Here is a 14,733-nt window from a genome sequence, read left to right on the forward strand (position 1 = left end):
AGGGTTGGGGTGAGGGGCCTCTCTCCGCGGATGAGATTGCCGAGGGACCTGTACCCCCCTCACCCGGATTGCATCTTCGATGCAATCCGACCTCTCCCCGCAAGCGGGGAGAGGTGAAGAACGGCGACGCACGGATACGAATGAGGACCGAGTGACACAAGCCAAGACACCTTCCCAGCCCCCCGTCGCCCCGCGCCGGCCGCATTCCTTCACGCGGCACGGGATCACCGTGACCGACGACTATGCCTGGCTGAAGGACGAGAAATGGCAGGAGGTGCTGCGTGATCCCGCCGTGCTCGATCCCGACATCCGCAAATATCTCGATGAAGAGAACGGCTACACCGAGAGCCTGCTCGGTCACACCTCGACCCTACAGAAGACGCTGGTGCGCGAAATGCGCGGGCGGATCAAGGAGGACGATTCCAGCGTGCCCTCGCCCGACGGCCCGTTCGCCTATTTCCGCAGGTTTCGCGAGGGTGGGCAGCACGAATTGTTCGGCCGCATGCCGCGCGACGGTGGCGAGGGCCATATCGTGCTCGACGGCGATGCGCTCGCGAAGCACCACAAATACTTCAAGTTCGGCGGCAGCCGCCACTCGAACGACCACAAGCTGCAGGCCTGGAGCGCCGACACCAAGGGCTCGGAGTATTTTTCCATCCGCGTCCGCGACTGGGCCACGGGCAAGGATCTTGACGATTTGGTCGAGGAAACCGACGGCGGCATCGTCTGGAGCAAGGACTGCAAGAGCTTCTTCTACGTGAAGCTCGACGACAACCATCGCCCGATGCAGGTGTGGTTGCACAGGCTCGGCACCAGGCAGGCCGACGACACGCTCGTCTACGAGGAGCAGGATTCCGGCTGGTTCACCCATCTGCATGAGAGCACCAGCGGGCGCTTCTGCGTGATCGCGGGCGGCGATCACGAGACCTCGGAGCAGCGGCTGATCGATCTCGCCCACCCCGAAGCGCCGCCGCGCCTGGTCGCGGCGCGCGAGGACGGCGTGCAATATTCGCTGGCCGACCGCGGCGACGAGCTCTTCATCCTTACCAATGCCGATGACGCCATCGATTTCAAGATCGTCACCGCGCCGCTTGGCGCACCCGAGCGCAAGAACTGGCGCGACCTGATCCCGTATCGCCCCGGCGTCTACATCATCGACCTCGATCTCTATGCCGGCCATCTGGTGCGGTTGGAGCGCGCCAATGCGCTGCCGTCGGTCGTGATCCGCGATCTCGCGACCAGGGACGAGCACGCCATCGCCTTCGACGAGGCCGCCTATTCGCTCGACACGATGGGCTCCTACGAATTCGAGACAACGAATTTGCGCTTCGCCTATTCGTCGATGACGACGCCGTCGGAAGTCTATGACTACGACATGGTCAAGCGCACGCGGACCTTACGCAAGCGCCAGGAGATCCCGTCGGGCCACGATGCGGCCGACTATGTCACGACACGCATCATGGCCAAGGCGCATGACGGCGCCGAGGTGCCGGTGTCGATCCTCTATCGCCGCGGGCTGAAGCTCGATGGCTCGGCGCCGCTGCTGCTTTACGGCTACGGCTCCTACGGCATGGCGATGCCGGCATCGTTCAACGCCAATCGCCTGTCACTGGTCGACCGCGGCTTTGTTTACGCCATCGCCCATATCCGCGGCGGCGCCGACAAGGGCTGGGGCTGGTATCTCGACGGCAAGCGCGAGAAGAAGACCAACTCGTTCGACGATTTCGCCGCCAGCGCACGGGCGCTGATCGATGCGAAGTACACGAGCGCGAAGCGCATCGTCGGCCATGGCGGCTCGGCCGGCGGCATGCTGATGGGCGCGGTGGCAAACCGCGCCGGCGAGCTGTTCGCGGGCATCGTCGCCGAAGTGCCGTTCGTCGACGTGCTCAACACCATGCTCGACGACACGCTGCCGCTGACGCCGCCGGAATGGCCCGAATGGGGCAACCCGATCGAGAGCGAAAAGGATTTTCGCACCATCCTGTCCTACTCGCCCTACGACAACGTCGCGGCGAAGGACTATCCGGCGATCCTCGCGATGGGCGGCTTGACCGATCCGCGCGTGACCTATTGGGAGCCGGCCAAATGGATCGCGCGCCTGCGCGCCACCATGAGCGGCGGCGGCCCGGTGCTACTCCGCACCAACATGGGCGCCGGCCACGGCGGCGCATCGGGGCGTTTTGACCGGCTCGATGAAGTCGCAATCGTCTATGCGTTCGCGCTGTGGGCAGCGGGGATGGCGGAGGCCGGGGTGTAGCGACACCCACCGCCGTCGTCCCAGCGAACGCAGGGACCCATACCGCGTGATTTATCGGAAGAGGGCGGGAGCAGTACCGACGAAGACTTCTTGACTGCGGTCTTCGCCAAACTGCTCCCTGGGGTTATGGGTCCCCTGCGTTCGCAGGGACGACAGGGGAGATTGTGGGACGATTTACCGTCCCACAAGGCATCGCCTCACACCGCCCCGTGCGCCTCGACATACAGCGCATACACCGAATGGCTGCTCGCCATGTAAAGCCGGTTGTTCTTCGGGCCGCCGAAGCAGAGGTTGGCGCAGCGTTCGGGCAGCTTGATGAAGGCGAGCGGCTTGCCGTCCGCGTTGAACACCATCACGCCGTCGAGATCTTCCGACTTGCCCCTGAGCTGAAAGACCTTGCGGCCGCCGATGTCGGTGGGTTCGGATTGCAGCGCGCCGTTGGAGCCCCAGCCGCACCAGAGGTTGCCGTCGCGGTCCACGCGGAAACCGTCGAGCGAGGCTTGGTCGGCGGCGTCGATCAGCTTGGTCTTGCCGCTCAAGGCACCGTCGTCGCCGACATTGTAGCTCCAGATGCTGTGGTTGGGCGTGCCCTTCCATTCGACGATGTAGAGCTTCTTCTCGTCCGGCGAGAAGGCAAGGCCGTTCGGATTGACGAGGTCGGTGAGGACGGCGCTGATCTTGCCGTCCTTCGCGATGCGGTAGACGTTGGTGGTGGCCTGCTCGGCCTTCTCCTTCTTGCCTTCCCACTCGCCGTTGATGCCGAACAGCGGATCGGTGAACCAGATGCTGTCGTCGGATTTCACCACGATGTCGTTCGGTGCGTTCAGCCGCTTGCCCTCGAACTTGTCGGCGAGCACGGTGATCTTGCCGTCCTTCTCGGTGCGGGTGATGCGGCGGGTGACGGAGTGCTCGCAGGTGACGAGGCGGCCCTGGCGGTCGCGCGCATTGCCGTTGGCGTAATTGGCGTTGGCGCGGAACACGCTGGTCTGCCCGGTCTTCTCGTCGAACTTCATGATCCGGTTGTTGGGAATGTCCGAGAACAGCAGATAGCCGCCTTCGGGGAAATAGGCGGGACCTTCGGCCCAGCGCATGCCTGATGCGACCTGCTCGACCGTCGAGGAATAGAGCCGGTATTTTCCAAAGCTGGGATCGAGGATCTGGACGGCGGGATCGGGGTAGCGCTGGTTGGGCGTGAACGGAAACGACTGGGCACCGGCGGCGCGGGCGAGAAGTGCGGAAGCCGCCGCCGCACCGGCGCCGGCCATGAGACTACGTCGCGTGAAATTCATAAGTATCCTCCCTGCTCGATAAAAGGCCGGCGCTTGATGCGCCGGCTCGTTTCTTGACGTGACTTAGCTTCGGCCTAGCGGCCGTTCTTCTTCCGCCATTCCGCAAAATCGGTGAGCGTCTGCGGATCGGTGGCCGGATAGAGACCGAAGATGCCGCGGCCTTTGCCGACCTCCTCGGTGACGAAATCCTCGAACGCGGTCATCTCGAACGTTTCGTTGGCGATCTCGTCGGCGAGATGCGCGGGGATCACGATGACGCCGTCGCTGTCGCCGAGAATGACGTCACCCGGAAATACCGGCGCATCGCCACAACCGATCGGTACGTTGATCTCGATCGCCTGGTGCAGCGTGAGATTCGTCGGCGCCGAGGGGCGATGGTGATAGGCGGGGATGCCGAGCTTTGCGATCTCGGCGGAATCGCGAAAGCCGCCGTCGGTGACGACGCCGGCGACGCCGCGCTTCATCAACCGCGTCACCAGGATCGCGCCGGCAGAGGCCGCGCGCGCGTCCTTGCGGCTGTCCATCACCAGCACGCTGCCGGGCGGACAATCCTCGACCGCCTTGCGCTGCGGATGGGAGCGATCCCTGAAGACGTCGATGGTGTTGAGGTCCTCGCGCGCCGGCATGTAGCGCAGCGTGAAGGCCTCGCCGACCATGGTCGGCTGGTCGGCGCCGAGCGGGTGCACATCCTGGATCATCTGGATCCGCAGGCAGCGCTTGAACAACGCGGTGGCGACGGTGGCGGTGGAGACGGATTTGAGTTTTGTGCGGGTGGCTTCAGAAAGTTTGGACATCTCGTGCTCTCTCATCTTCGTCATTCCGGGATGCGGCGGAACGGCGCAGGCCCGGAATCCATACTCACGATCGTGGCTATGGACAGGTTGCTAGTAGATGGACGGCTCGCCGATCGGCGCGCCGAAATCGGTCTCCAGGAAGTCGAAGTCGCAGCCGTCATTGGCCTGCTTGATGTGTTTGGTGAACATCCAGCCATAGCCACGCTCGAAGCGACGCTCGGGCTGCTTCCAGGCGGCGCGGCGCTTTTCGAGCTCGGCTTCGGACACATCGAGGTTGATAGTGCGCGCGGCGACGTCGAGCGTGATGCGGTCGCCGTTCCGCACCAGCGCCAGCGGGCCGCCGATGTAGGACTCCGGCGAAACGTGCAAAATGCAGGCGCCGTAGCTGGTGCCGCTCATGCGCGCATCGGAGATGCGCACCATGTCGCGCACGCCCTGCTTCACGAGCTTGGTCGGGATCGGCAGCATGCCCCATTCCGGCATGCCCGGTCCGCCCTGCGGCCCTGCGTTGCGCAGGATCAGGATGTGATCCTCGGTGACATCCAGGTTGGGATCGTCGACCGCCTTCTTCATCGAAGGATAGTCGTCGAACACCAGCGCGGGTCCGGTGTGATTGAGGAAGCGCGGCGCACAGGCGGAGGGTTTTATGACGCAGCCGTCGGGCGCGAGATTGCCCTTGAGCACGGCGAGCGCGCCCTCCTTGTAGATGGGGTTATCGACGCCGCGGATGACATCGGCATTGTGCACTTCGGCGCCTTCGATGTTCTCGCCGACCGTCTTGCCGGTGACGGTGATGCAGTCGAGATGCAGATGCGGCTTGATCTGGCCCATCAGCGCCGGCAGGCCGCCGGCATAGAAGAAGTCCTCCATCAGATAGGCATCGCCGCTCGGCCGGACGTTGGCGATGACGGGCACCTTGCGGCTCGCCTTCTCGAAATCGTCGAGGCCGATGTCCAGACCGGCGCGGCGGGCCTGCGCGATCAAATGGATGATCGCGTTGGTCGAGCAGCCCATCGCCATCGCGACCGCAATCGCATTCTCGAACGCCTTGCGGGTCTGGATCGTCTTCGGCGTCAGATCCTCCCACACCATCTCGACGATACGGCGGCCGCATTCAGAGGCCATGCGGATATGGTTGGCGTCGGCGGCCGGAATCGAGGAGGCGCCCGGCAGCGTCATGCCGATGGCTTCCGCAATCGCGGTCATGGTCGAGGCCGTGCCCATGGTCATGCAGGTGCCGTAGCTCCGCGCAATGCCGGCTTCGATGTCGAGCCAGTCCTTGTCGGAGATTTTTCCGGCGCGCCGCTCGTCCCAGTATTTCCAGCCGTCGGAGCCGGAGCCGAGCGTCTTGCCCTTCCAATTGCCGCGCAGCATCGGACCCGCCGGCAGATAGATCGCCGGGATGTTCATCGAGGTCGCACCCAGCAGCAGTGCCGGTGTGGTCTTGTCGCAGCCGCCCATCAGCACCACGCCGTCGACGGGATGGCTGCGCAACAGCTCCTCGGCGTCCATCGCCAGAAGATTGCGATAGAGCATCGTGGTCGGCTTCAAGAGCGATTCCGACAGCGACAATGCCGGCAACTCGATCGGCAAGCCGCCCGCCATCAGGATGCCGCGCTTGACGTCGTCGACGCGCGACTTGAAGTGCATGTGGCAGGGCTGCGCGTCCGACCAGGTGTTGAGGATCGCGATGATCGGGCGGTCCTTCCACTCCTCCGGGGCGTAGCCCATCTGCATGGTGCGGGAACGGTGGCCGAACGAGCGGAGATCGTCGGGCGCGAACCAGCGCGCGCTGCGGAGCTGGTCGGGCGTGATTTTCTTCTTGGTCATGATTGGGTGCCCCATTTCTGGACGGTGTTCCGCTCGATGGCGCGGAAGATCAGGTTCTCGACAAAAAGCCCGATGATAATCACCGTCAAGAGGCCCGCGAACACTGCGGGTATGTCGAGGAGGTTGCGGTTCTCGAAGATAAACCAGCCGAGCCCGCCCTGGCCCGAGGACACGCCGAACACCAGCTCGGCCGCGATCAGGGTACGCCATGCAAAGGCCCAGCCGATCTTGAGGCCGGTGAGAATCGAGCCGAACGCGGCGGGGATGAGAATTTTTGCGACGTAGGGCAGCCCGCGCAGGCCGTAATTGCGTCCGACCATGCGCAGCGTGTTGGACACGCTCTTGAAGCCGGAATGGGTGTTGAGCGCGACCGGCCACAGTACCGAATGGATCAGCACGAAAACAAGACTGCCGTTGCCGAGGCCGAACCAGATCAAGGCGAGCGGCAACAGCGCGATCGCCGGCAACGGATTGAACATCGCCGTAACAGTCTCGAGGAAGTCGGTGCCGATCCGCGTCGAGATGGCGAGCACAGTGAAGATCGCGGCCAGCACGATGCCGGCCGAATAGCCCATGAACAGCACCTTCAGCGAGGTCCATGCCCGCATCGGAATGGTGCCGTCCTTGACCCGGTCGTACAGCGTCGCGATGGTGTCGTGCAGCGTCGGAAACAGCAGCGGATTGTCGAGAGCGACGCCGTAGGCCTCCCAGACCGCCGCCAGGAACAGGATGATGACGGTCTTGCGGACAAAACCGTCGTTCCACAACAGCTCCGGCACGCTCAGCTTACGCTCGACCTCGCCCGCACCGCCGGTCGCGGCGACCGACGCGTCACGCAGCAATATTCTCGCTTCGCCCATGACAGGCTCCCCTAGTGCGACGTGGCTTCGGCGGCGAACAGGAGATCGTGGATCTCCTTCTCCAGCCGGCCGGCGCTGCCGTCTCCATTCGAGACCTTGTCGACGTCGACGACCTCGGCCTTGACCCGGCCGGGATGCGGCGACAGCAGCAGGATGCGGTTGCCGATACGGATCGCTTCCGCGATGGAATGGGTCACGAACAGCACCGTGAATTTGGTCTCGTTCCAGAGCTGGAGCAGCTCGTCCTGGCAGGTCCGGCGCGTCAGCGCGTCGAGCGCGGCGAACGGCTCGTCCATCAGCAGGATATCGGGCTCCATCGCCATGCCGCGCGCGATCGCAACGCGCTGCTTCATGCCGCCGGACAGCGTGTGCGGATAGGCGTCGACGACGCGGGTGAGGCCGACCTTCTCGATATAGGCCCGTGCCCGCGGCTCGGCGTCCTTGCGCGACAGCTTTCGCGCGGTCAGCAGCGGGAACATCACGTTGGCAAGCACGCTCTTCCAGGGCAGGAGCTGGTCGAACTCCTGGAAGATCATCATGCGGTCGGCGCCGGGACCGTGGATCTCGCGATCGTTGATGGTCATGCGGCCCTCGCTCGGCGTCATATAGCCGCCGACGGCCTTGAGCAGGGTCGACTTGCCGCAGCCGGACGGCCCGAGCAGCACGAAGCGGTCGGACCTGTCGACGGTGAAGCTGACCCTTTCGGTGGCGGTGACGACGGCGCTGGAGGTCTTGTAGCGCAGCGTCACCCCGTTGACGTCGAGCAGCGCCATCAGTTGCCTTTCAGGTCGTGCGCGACGGGGAGATAATAGTCCGTCCAGGCCTTGGGCTGGTTCTTCAGCGTGCCGGTCTTGAACAGATGGGCTGCGAATTTCATCGTGCCCTGCGGCTCGAGATTCCATTCCATCATGCCGGGCTCCTTCAGGAGATCGAGCAGCTCTTCCACCGAGGTCTTGTCGCCCGTGATCTCCTTGTAGATCTCGACCGCCTGCTTGGTGTCGCTGCGGATCAGATCCTGCGCTTCCTTGGTGGCATCGCGTACCGCCTGGATGATCTTCGGATTGGCGTCGGCGAATTTCGTCGTGGTGAAGAACTGCGCCTGGCTCAGCGGACCGCCCATCACGTCAGGCGAATTCAGCACGACATGCGCGCCCGGCACGTTCTTCAGCTCCAGGAAAGTGAAAGGCGGGATCGAGAAGTGGGTGTGCACCTCGTGCTTGGGATTTGACAACGCCGCATAGGCGTCGGGATGGCCAAGCTGCACGGTGTTGGCGTCGAGCTTCGACCATTGGTCGGCGCCGAAGGCCTCCGCGGCCGCGATCTGGAGCACGATCGCCTGCGTGGAAACCTTCACCGTCGGCACCGCGATCTTGTCGCTCGGACCAAAATCCTTGATCGACTTGATGTTGGCATCGCGGCTGATCAGCGTCATCGGCTGCGCCGAGGTCGCGACGATGCCCTTCACGCCGCCGCGGGTGCGGTCCCACAGCAACAGAAGATTGCCGGTGCCGGTGTTGAGGATGTCGACGCCGCCGGCGAGCAGCGCATCGGTCTGCGCGCCGCCGCCGGAAAAGGTCACCCACTTGGTGGTGACGCCGGGTACGCCGAGCGAAGCTGCGTGCTTCTCGATCAGCTTCTGCTTTTCCATGATGTGGCTCGGCATGTAGAAGATGCCGGGCTGGCGCGACAGCGAGATCTCGGATTTCTGCTGCGCATGCGCCGCGGATACCGGCAGGACGGTTGCGACGATCACGGCGGCAACCGCAAGCTTGCTACGAAGATGCTTGATCATTGTTGTGTGTTTCCTCCGGCCAGCGTCGAGCTGCGTTGACCCTACTGATGCACTAATATATTAGTGTATCAAGGGCAAGCCCGCGGGACCCGCCATGGAAGCAACCGATACCGCGCCGCGCGCGGCACGACCCGCAAAATCCGTTTCAAGGCTCGACCGCGCCCGCCAGGCCGCGCCGCAGGTGTTCGAGCGGCTGCGCAATGCGATCATCGCTCTGGAACTGCCGCCGGGCGCGCCCCTGTCACGCGCCGAGCTTGCCGGCCAGTTCGGCGTCAGCTCGACACCGGTGCGCGATGCGCTGATGCGGCTGGAGGAGGAAGGGCTCGTCGACGTGTTTCCGCAGCACGCGACCGTGGTCAGCCGAGTCGACGTCGGCCGCGCCGAGCAGGCCCATTTCCTGCGCCAGGCGCTGGAGCTCGAAATCGTCCGGATGCTCGCGGAACAACATGACCAGGCCCTGGTCATCCGCCTTGACCACGCGATCGCGCTCCAGCAGCAATTCGCCAAGGCCGGGGACTTCGAGAGCTTCATCGCCGGCGACAATGATTTTCACGCCCAGCTCTACGCCGCCGCCGGAAAGCAAGACCTGTGGACGCTGGTACGCAGCCGCAGCGGGCATATCGACCGGCTGCGGCGGCTGCATCTGCCCTCGCCCGGCAAGGCCCAGAACATCGTCCGCCACCACAAGCTGATCACGCGCGCGATCGAGGCCGGAGACGCTGACGCCGCGCAACAGCATCTGCGCAAGCACCTGTCGGGCACGCTCAGCGAGCTCGACAAGATCCGGAGCCACCATCCCGAATACCTGACCGATTAGGCCCGCGACACGATCCGGGTGTGCGTCAGGGACCGCATGTGCACGTAAGCATGCATATGGCCGACCTCGCCGGAATCGCGCGAGGCGGACAAGGTGTTGGCCGCGAAGTGCTTGCAGGCCGGATGGAAACCGCGCAACAATTTCGCATTTGATGCTTTGATTTGGGGTCGCTGGAACGTCCCATCCGGCCCGGAGGGTTTCAGACGTGGCCAACATCCTGATTGTGGATGACGACCCGGCCGTGCAGATCACGATCCGGCTGATCCTGGAGAGGGCCGGCCATCACGTCACCGCCGCCGGCGACGGCCACACGGGGCTTGCGCTGTTCGAGGCGAGCCGGTTCGACCTCCTGTTCCTCGACATATTCATGCCCGGCATGGACGGACTGGAGACGATGCGCCACATCCGGGTGCTGCAGCCGGCCCTTCCGATCATCGTCATTTCCGGCCGCGCCGTCGCCCCGGACGCGTATGCTGAGCCGGACTTTCTGAAGATGGCGACCAAGCTCGGCGCGGTCGCAAGTCTGCAGAAGCCGTTCCGGCCGGACGCCCTGCTCGCCGCTGTCGACGGCTGCCTCACATCCGCGCCAGAAGCCAATGCCGCCTCCGGCAGCCGATGACGGGGCGATCCATGTTGCAGCGTAGCAGGACATTCGGGACCGCTCGCGACGCGGCGCGAAGGCCGATATGACCCTCGCGACCCGGCTGGCCATCGCAATGATCCTGCTGGTCGCGGCTGCGGTCGCCGCTGTCGGATGGCTGAGCCATTACAGCCTGGAGCAAGCCTTCCTGCCGCGCGTGCTCGACCGAATCGAGGGCCACTCGCGGCTCCTGGCCTCGCAGCTCGAAGCGCATGTGAACGGCGCCCGCGCCGACGTTGCGACGTTCCGCTCCCGTGCCGCCGCGCGCGGCATGATCGATGCCCATTTCAACGACGGGGTCGATCCGGTCGACCACCTCTCGGAGAAGACCTGGCGCGACCGATTGCTGACGCGCCTCGTGGCCGACGTCGGCGCCAACCCGGCCTACGCAAAATTCCGCATCATCGGTGCCGACGGCGTCGAGTATCTGCGCGTCGACCGCTCCGGCCCGAACGGAGCGGTGCGTGCGGTTCCCGACGATGCCTTGCAGAACAAGGGCGAGCGCTCATTCTTCCAGGCGGCGATCAAGCTGGCAGAAGACCAGGTCAGCGTCTCCCCGGTCGAACTGGACGTCGACGACGGCGTGGTTCAGATGCCCTATGTTCCGACCTTGCGCGTCGCGGCGCCCCTGTTTGGGTCCGATCACCGGCTGTTCGGCATCGTCGTCGTCAATGTCGACATGCGCCAGGTGTTCGACCGGATCAGGATATCGATCCGGAACGGTGAAGCGGTCTATGTGGTCGGCCGCAACGGCGATTATCTCGTGCATCCGGATCGCACCCGCGAGTTCGGTTCGCAACTGGGGACACCAACACGCTGGCAGGACGACTTCCCCTATTTCGCAGCCATCACCGGATCGACGCTGGGCGCGACCCAGGTCGTGCCGGGCAGTGACGGCAAGCCGAGCGGCACCGCGATCGCACCCGCAATCCTGGCCGAGGACCAGTGGGTCGGTGTCATCCGCGTCGTGCCCAACGCCGTCTTCATGGCGCCGGCCGTCACCATCGAGAAATCGACCATCACGATCGGCCTCATCGCGGTGCTGGTCGCCGCCATACTGGCCGTGCTGCTGGCGCGGTCGTTGACCCGGCCGATCGGGCAGCTCACTGCGGCGGTCGAGTGGCTCGGTCGGGACAATTCCATCAGAATTCCAACCGACGCCCCCGGCGAGACCGGTGTGCTGGCGCGGGCATTTGCCCGTCTGATCGATGAAATGCGGGCGAAGACGGCGGCGCTGGAGCATGAGATCGAGGAGCGGCGGCGCACCGAGGCCGCGCGCGACCAGCTCGCCGTCCGCGAACGCCTGTTCAGCGCGGCGGTCGAATCCTCCGACGATTCGATCGTCATGCAGACGCTCGACCGCATCATCATCGGCTGGAATGCGGCGGCCGAGCGCCTCTACGGCTATACGGCCGAGGAAGCGGTCGGACAGCCGACCTTGATCCTCCTGCCACCCGATCGCCGCGAAGAGGGCAAGGACTATCTGCGGCGGATTGCGACGGGCGAGCGGATCGAGCATTTCGAAACGGTGCGCGTGCGCAAGGACGGCAGTCCGGTCGAAATCTCGGTGAGCCTGTCACCGATCAGGGACGATTCGGGCGAGATCATCGGCGCGTCCGGCACGGCGCGCCGCCTGACCGATGCGCGACGGACCGAGCGCGCGCTGCAACAGCAGATCGAGGAACGGCGGCAGCTGTTCGACGCCTCGGAAGATCTGATCATGATCATGGATTCGCGGGGCCATATCGTGCAGGTCAGCCCGAGCAGCCAGGCCGTGCTCGGCTACCCGCCGGACGAGATGATCGGCCGCAGCGGCGTCGATTTCATCCATCCCGCGCATCTCGAGCAATCCCGCGAGGAGATGCGCGCGCTCCGGCGCGGCGGGCACCCCAGGCTCGCCGAAACCCGCTGCATCCACAAGGACGGACGCGAGGTCTGGCTGTCCTGGCTCGGCAACTGGTCAGATCAGGCCAAACGCTTCTTCTTCGTCGGACGCGACATGACCGAGGCGAGGCGCGCGGAAGAGTCCTTGCGCGAAAGCGAGCTGCTCGCGCGCAATATCGTCGAGACCGCGCTCGACGCCTTCGTCCAGACCGACGAGCGCAGCACCATCCTGAACTGGAGCTCGCGGGCCGAGGAGCTGTTCGGCTGGCGGCGCGACGAAGCGCTGGGCAGGAATGGGGTCGACCTCATCGTCGCCGAGAGCGAGCGGGAGCGGGTCAAGGCCGGCCTCGCGCGCTTCCTCGAGTCCCAGGACGGCCAGACGCTCAACCGCCGCCGCGAGCTCACGGTTCGCCGTCGCGACGGCAAGGAATTCAGGGCCGAGCTGAGCGTCACGGCGCTGAAACGCCGCGAAGGCATTCTGTTCAACGTGTTCTACCGCGACCTCACCGACAAGATCGCGTCCGAGGAGCGCATCCGCCACGCCGACAAGATGGAGGCGGTCGGCCAGCTCACCGGCGGCGTGGCGCATGACTTCAACAACATCCTCACCGTCATCACCGGGACGATCGAGATCCTGGCCGACGCGGTGGCGAAGGAGCCGGAGCTTGCGGCGATCACGAAGATGATCGACGAGGCCGCCGGGCGCGGCGCCGAGCTGACCCAGCACCTGCTCGCCTTCGCGCGCAAGCAGCCGCTCCAGCCGCGCGAGGTCGACATCAACGCGCTGATCATCGACACCGCAAAGCTGTTGCGCCCGACGCTGGGCGAGCAGATCCAGATCGAATCGGTGTTCGAGGACGAGAGCTGCGTCGCGATCGTCGACCCCAACCAGCTCACCACCGCGATCCTCAACCTCGCGCTCAATGCCCGCGACGCCATGCCCGGCGGCGGCAAGCTGATCGTGGAGACCGGCGCCGCCTATCTCGACGAGGTCTATGCCAGCGTCAACGACGTCAGGCCCGGACACTATGTGCTGATCGCCGTGAGCGACACCGGCACCGGCATTCCTGCGCACATGCTGGCCCGGGTGTTCGATCCGTTCTTCACCTCGAAGGGACCGGGCAAGGGCACCGGGCTCGGGCTTTCGATGGTCTACGGCTTCATCAAGCAGTCCACGGGCCACATCAAGATCTACAGCGAGGAAGGCCACGGCACCACGATCAAGATGTATCTGCCGCCCGGCAAGACGGCCGCGGCCGTGGGCGAAGGCGTGACGCCGTCGACGATCGAGGGCGGACACGAGACGATCCTTGTGGTCGAGGATGACCGGCTGGTGCGCGACTACGTGCTGGCGCAGCTGCACTCGCTCGGCTACGTCACCTTGCAGGCCGCGAACGCCGCGGAGGCGCTCGCGATCGTCGCCACCGGCAAGCCGTTCGACCTGCTGTTCACCGACGTCATCATGCCCGGCAAGTTGAACGGACGGCAGCTTGCCGACGAGGTGTCGAAGACGCGTCCAGACCTCAAGGTGGTCTACACCTCAGGCTATACGGAGAACGCGATCATCCATCACGGCCGGCTGGATTTAGGCGTGCTGCTGCTGGCGAAGCCGTATCGCAAATCCGATCTGGCGCGGATCATCCGCAAGGCGCTGAGCAGTTGAGGAACCGTGTCCCGGACAAGGCGCAGCGTGCAACGCTGCGGCGCAGAGCCAGGACCCAGAACTGTCAGCCATGAAATTGGAGAGATATGGGCCCCGGCTCAGCAGCGCATCATTGCATGATGCGCTGCGTCCGGGGCACGAGAGGATGGCCAGTCGCGTTACGACGCGCGCTGGGCCGCGGTCATCACGATGCGGATCAGATCGGCGGCGTTGCGCGCGCCGAGCTTCTTCATGATGTTGGCGCGATGGTCCTCGATGGTGCGTGGGCTGATGCCGAGCGTGCGGCCGGCTTCCTTGTTGGACGCACCGGAAGCGAACTGCTCGAGCACCTCGCGTTCACGCCGCGTCAACGGCTCGCGTCCGGGGAAGTGCAGCGAAGAGAATTTCGGCGATACGCTCTCTGCCTGCCTGCGTGCATAGGCCCCGATCGCCTCGTCCAGCCGGCCGACGATCTCGCTACCGCGGAACGGCTTTTCGATGAAATCGAGCGCGCCGCTCTTGATGGCGCCCACCGCCATCGAGATGTCGCCCTGCCCGGAGATCATGAAGATCGGCGCCGGATAATCTTCGCCCTGCAGTTCCTTCAGAATGTCGAGGCCCGACTTTCCGGGAATGTGCACGTCGAGCAGGATCGCAGCCGGCGTACGGTTCCGCGCGACGGAGAGCAGCGCTGCGCCGTCCGCAAAACAGATCACCTCATAACCCGCCGCCTTCAACACCATCGACAAGGTGTCGCGAACCGCAGGGTCGTCGTCGACCACGAAGATTTCACCACGAGAGGTTTGCTCGGCCATGTGCCACATCCAGTTGGCATTACGGACTCGCGTCCGCGCCAACCGTTATGGCGTTCGGCGCGGATTCGGCCCACCCGTATTTGTACGGGACATAGACTTAACGCACAAGTAGC

Annotated in this window: 11 protein-coding genes; 4 read left to right on the forward strand and 7 right to left on the reverse strand. The window is 64.8% G+C overall.

Features of this window, described 5'->3' with window-relative positions; translation table 11 throughout:
- The first annotated feature begins 151 nt into the window (after positions 1-151).
- Positions 152-2,257, forward strand: a complete 2,106-nt coding sequence (locus tag HAP41_RS03025; RefSeq protein WP_176400446.1) for a S9 family peptidase — start codon at positions 152-154, stop codon at positions 2,255-2,257.
- A gap of 197 nt (positions 2,258-2,454) precedes the next feature.
- On the opposite strand, the gene HAP41_RS03030 is transcribed toward HAP41_RS03025, so the two are convergent.
- From HAP41_RS03030 to HAP41_RS03055, 6 genes are all read right to left on the reverse strand, one after another.
- Positions 2,455-3,546, reverse strand: coding sequence for an SMP-30/gluconolactonase/LRE family protein (locus tag HAP41_RS03030; RefSeq protein ID WP_166058698.1), 1,092 nt, complete (start codon positions 3,544-3,546; stop codon positions 2,455-2,457).
- 74 nt (positions 3,547-3,620) lie between these two features.
- Positions 3,621-4,340: a ribonuclease activity regulator RraA gene (locus HAP41_RS03035; protein WP_166058648.1), complete on the reverse strand. Its 720-nt coding sequence runs from the start codon at positions 4,338-4,340 to the stop codon at positions 3,621-3,623.
- A 90-nt stretch (positions 4,341-4,430) separates the two neighbouring features.
- Positions 4,431-6,170 (reverse strand): L-arabinonate dehydratase, encoded by a 1,740-nt coding sequence (araD, locus tag HAP41_RS03040; protein ID WP_166058624.1) that lies wholly within the window; start codon positions 6,168-6,170, stop codon positions 4,431-4,433.
- Entirely contained in the window at positions 6,167-7,030 is an 864-nt protein-coding gene (locus HAP41_RS03045) for an ABC transporter permease (protein ID WP_166058591.1), read from the reverse strand. Before HAP41_RS03045 ends, araD begins: the two co-directional genes overlap by 4 nt.
- Before the next feature lie 11 nt (positions 7,031-7,041).
- Entirely contained in the window at positions 7,042-7,803 is a 762-nt protein-coding gene (locus HAP41_RS03050) for an ABC transporter ATP-binding protein (RefSeq protein WP_166058554.1), read from the reverse strand.
- Positions 7,803-8,822: an ABC transporter substrate-binding protein gene (locus HAP41_RS03055; protein ID WP_166058480.1), complete on the reverse strand. Its 1,020-nt coding sequence runs from the start codon at positions 8,820-8,822 to the stop codon at positions 7,803-7,805. The genes HAP41_RS03050 and HAP41_RS03055 overlap by 1 nt, the downstream gene beginning before the upstream one ends.
- 94 nt (positions 8,823-8,916) lie before the next feature.
- Between HAP41_RS03055 and HAP41_RS03060 the strand changes: the two genes are divergently transcribed.
- From HAP41_RS03060 to HAP41_RS03070, 3 genes are all read left to right on the forward strand, one after another.
- Positions 8,917-9,639 (forward strand): GntR family transcriptional regulator, encoded by a 723-nt coding sequence (locus HAP41_RS03060; protein WP_166058426.1) that lies wholly within the window; start codon positions 8,917-8,919, stop codon positions 9,637-9,639.
- A gap of 205 nt (positions 9,640-9,844) precedes the next feature.
- A complete protein-coding gene (locus tag HAP41_RS03065) occupies positions 9,845-10,258 on the forward strand; it encodes a response regulator (RefSeq protein ID WP_166058400.1) in 414 nt (137 codons plus the stop codon).
- Between the two features lie 67 nt (positions 10,259-10,325).
- Positions 10,326-13,826: a PAS domain S-box protein gene (locus HAP41_RS03070; RefSeq protein WP_166058381.1), complete on the forward strand. Its 3,501-nt coding sequence runs from the start codon at positions 10,326-10,328 to the stop codon at positions 13,824-13,826.
- A 158-nt stretch (positions 13,827-13,984) separates the two neighbouring features.
- On the opposite strand, the gene HAP41_RS03075 is transcribed toward HAP41_RS03070, so the two are convergent.
- The gene (locus HAP41_RS03075) at positions 13,985-14,620 is read right to left on the reverse strand and encodes a response regulator transcription factor (protein WP_071916993.1); all 636 of its coding nucleotides are present in this window, start codon (positions 14,618-14,620) and stop codon (positions 13,985-13,987) included.
- Positions 14,621-14,733: the final 113 nt, after the last annotated feature.

This window comes from Bradyrhizobium barranii subsp. apii (assembly GCF_011516635.5).
In the GTDB taxonomy this organism is placed as follows: Bacteria; Pseudomonadota; Alphaproteobacteria; order Rhizobiales; family Xanthobacteraceae; genus Bradyrhizobium; species Bradyrhizobium barranii.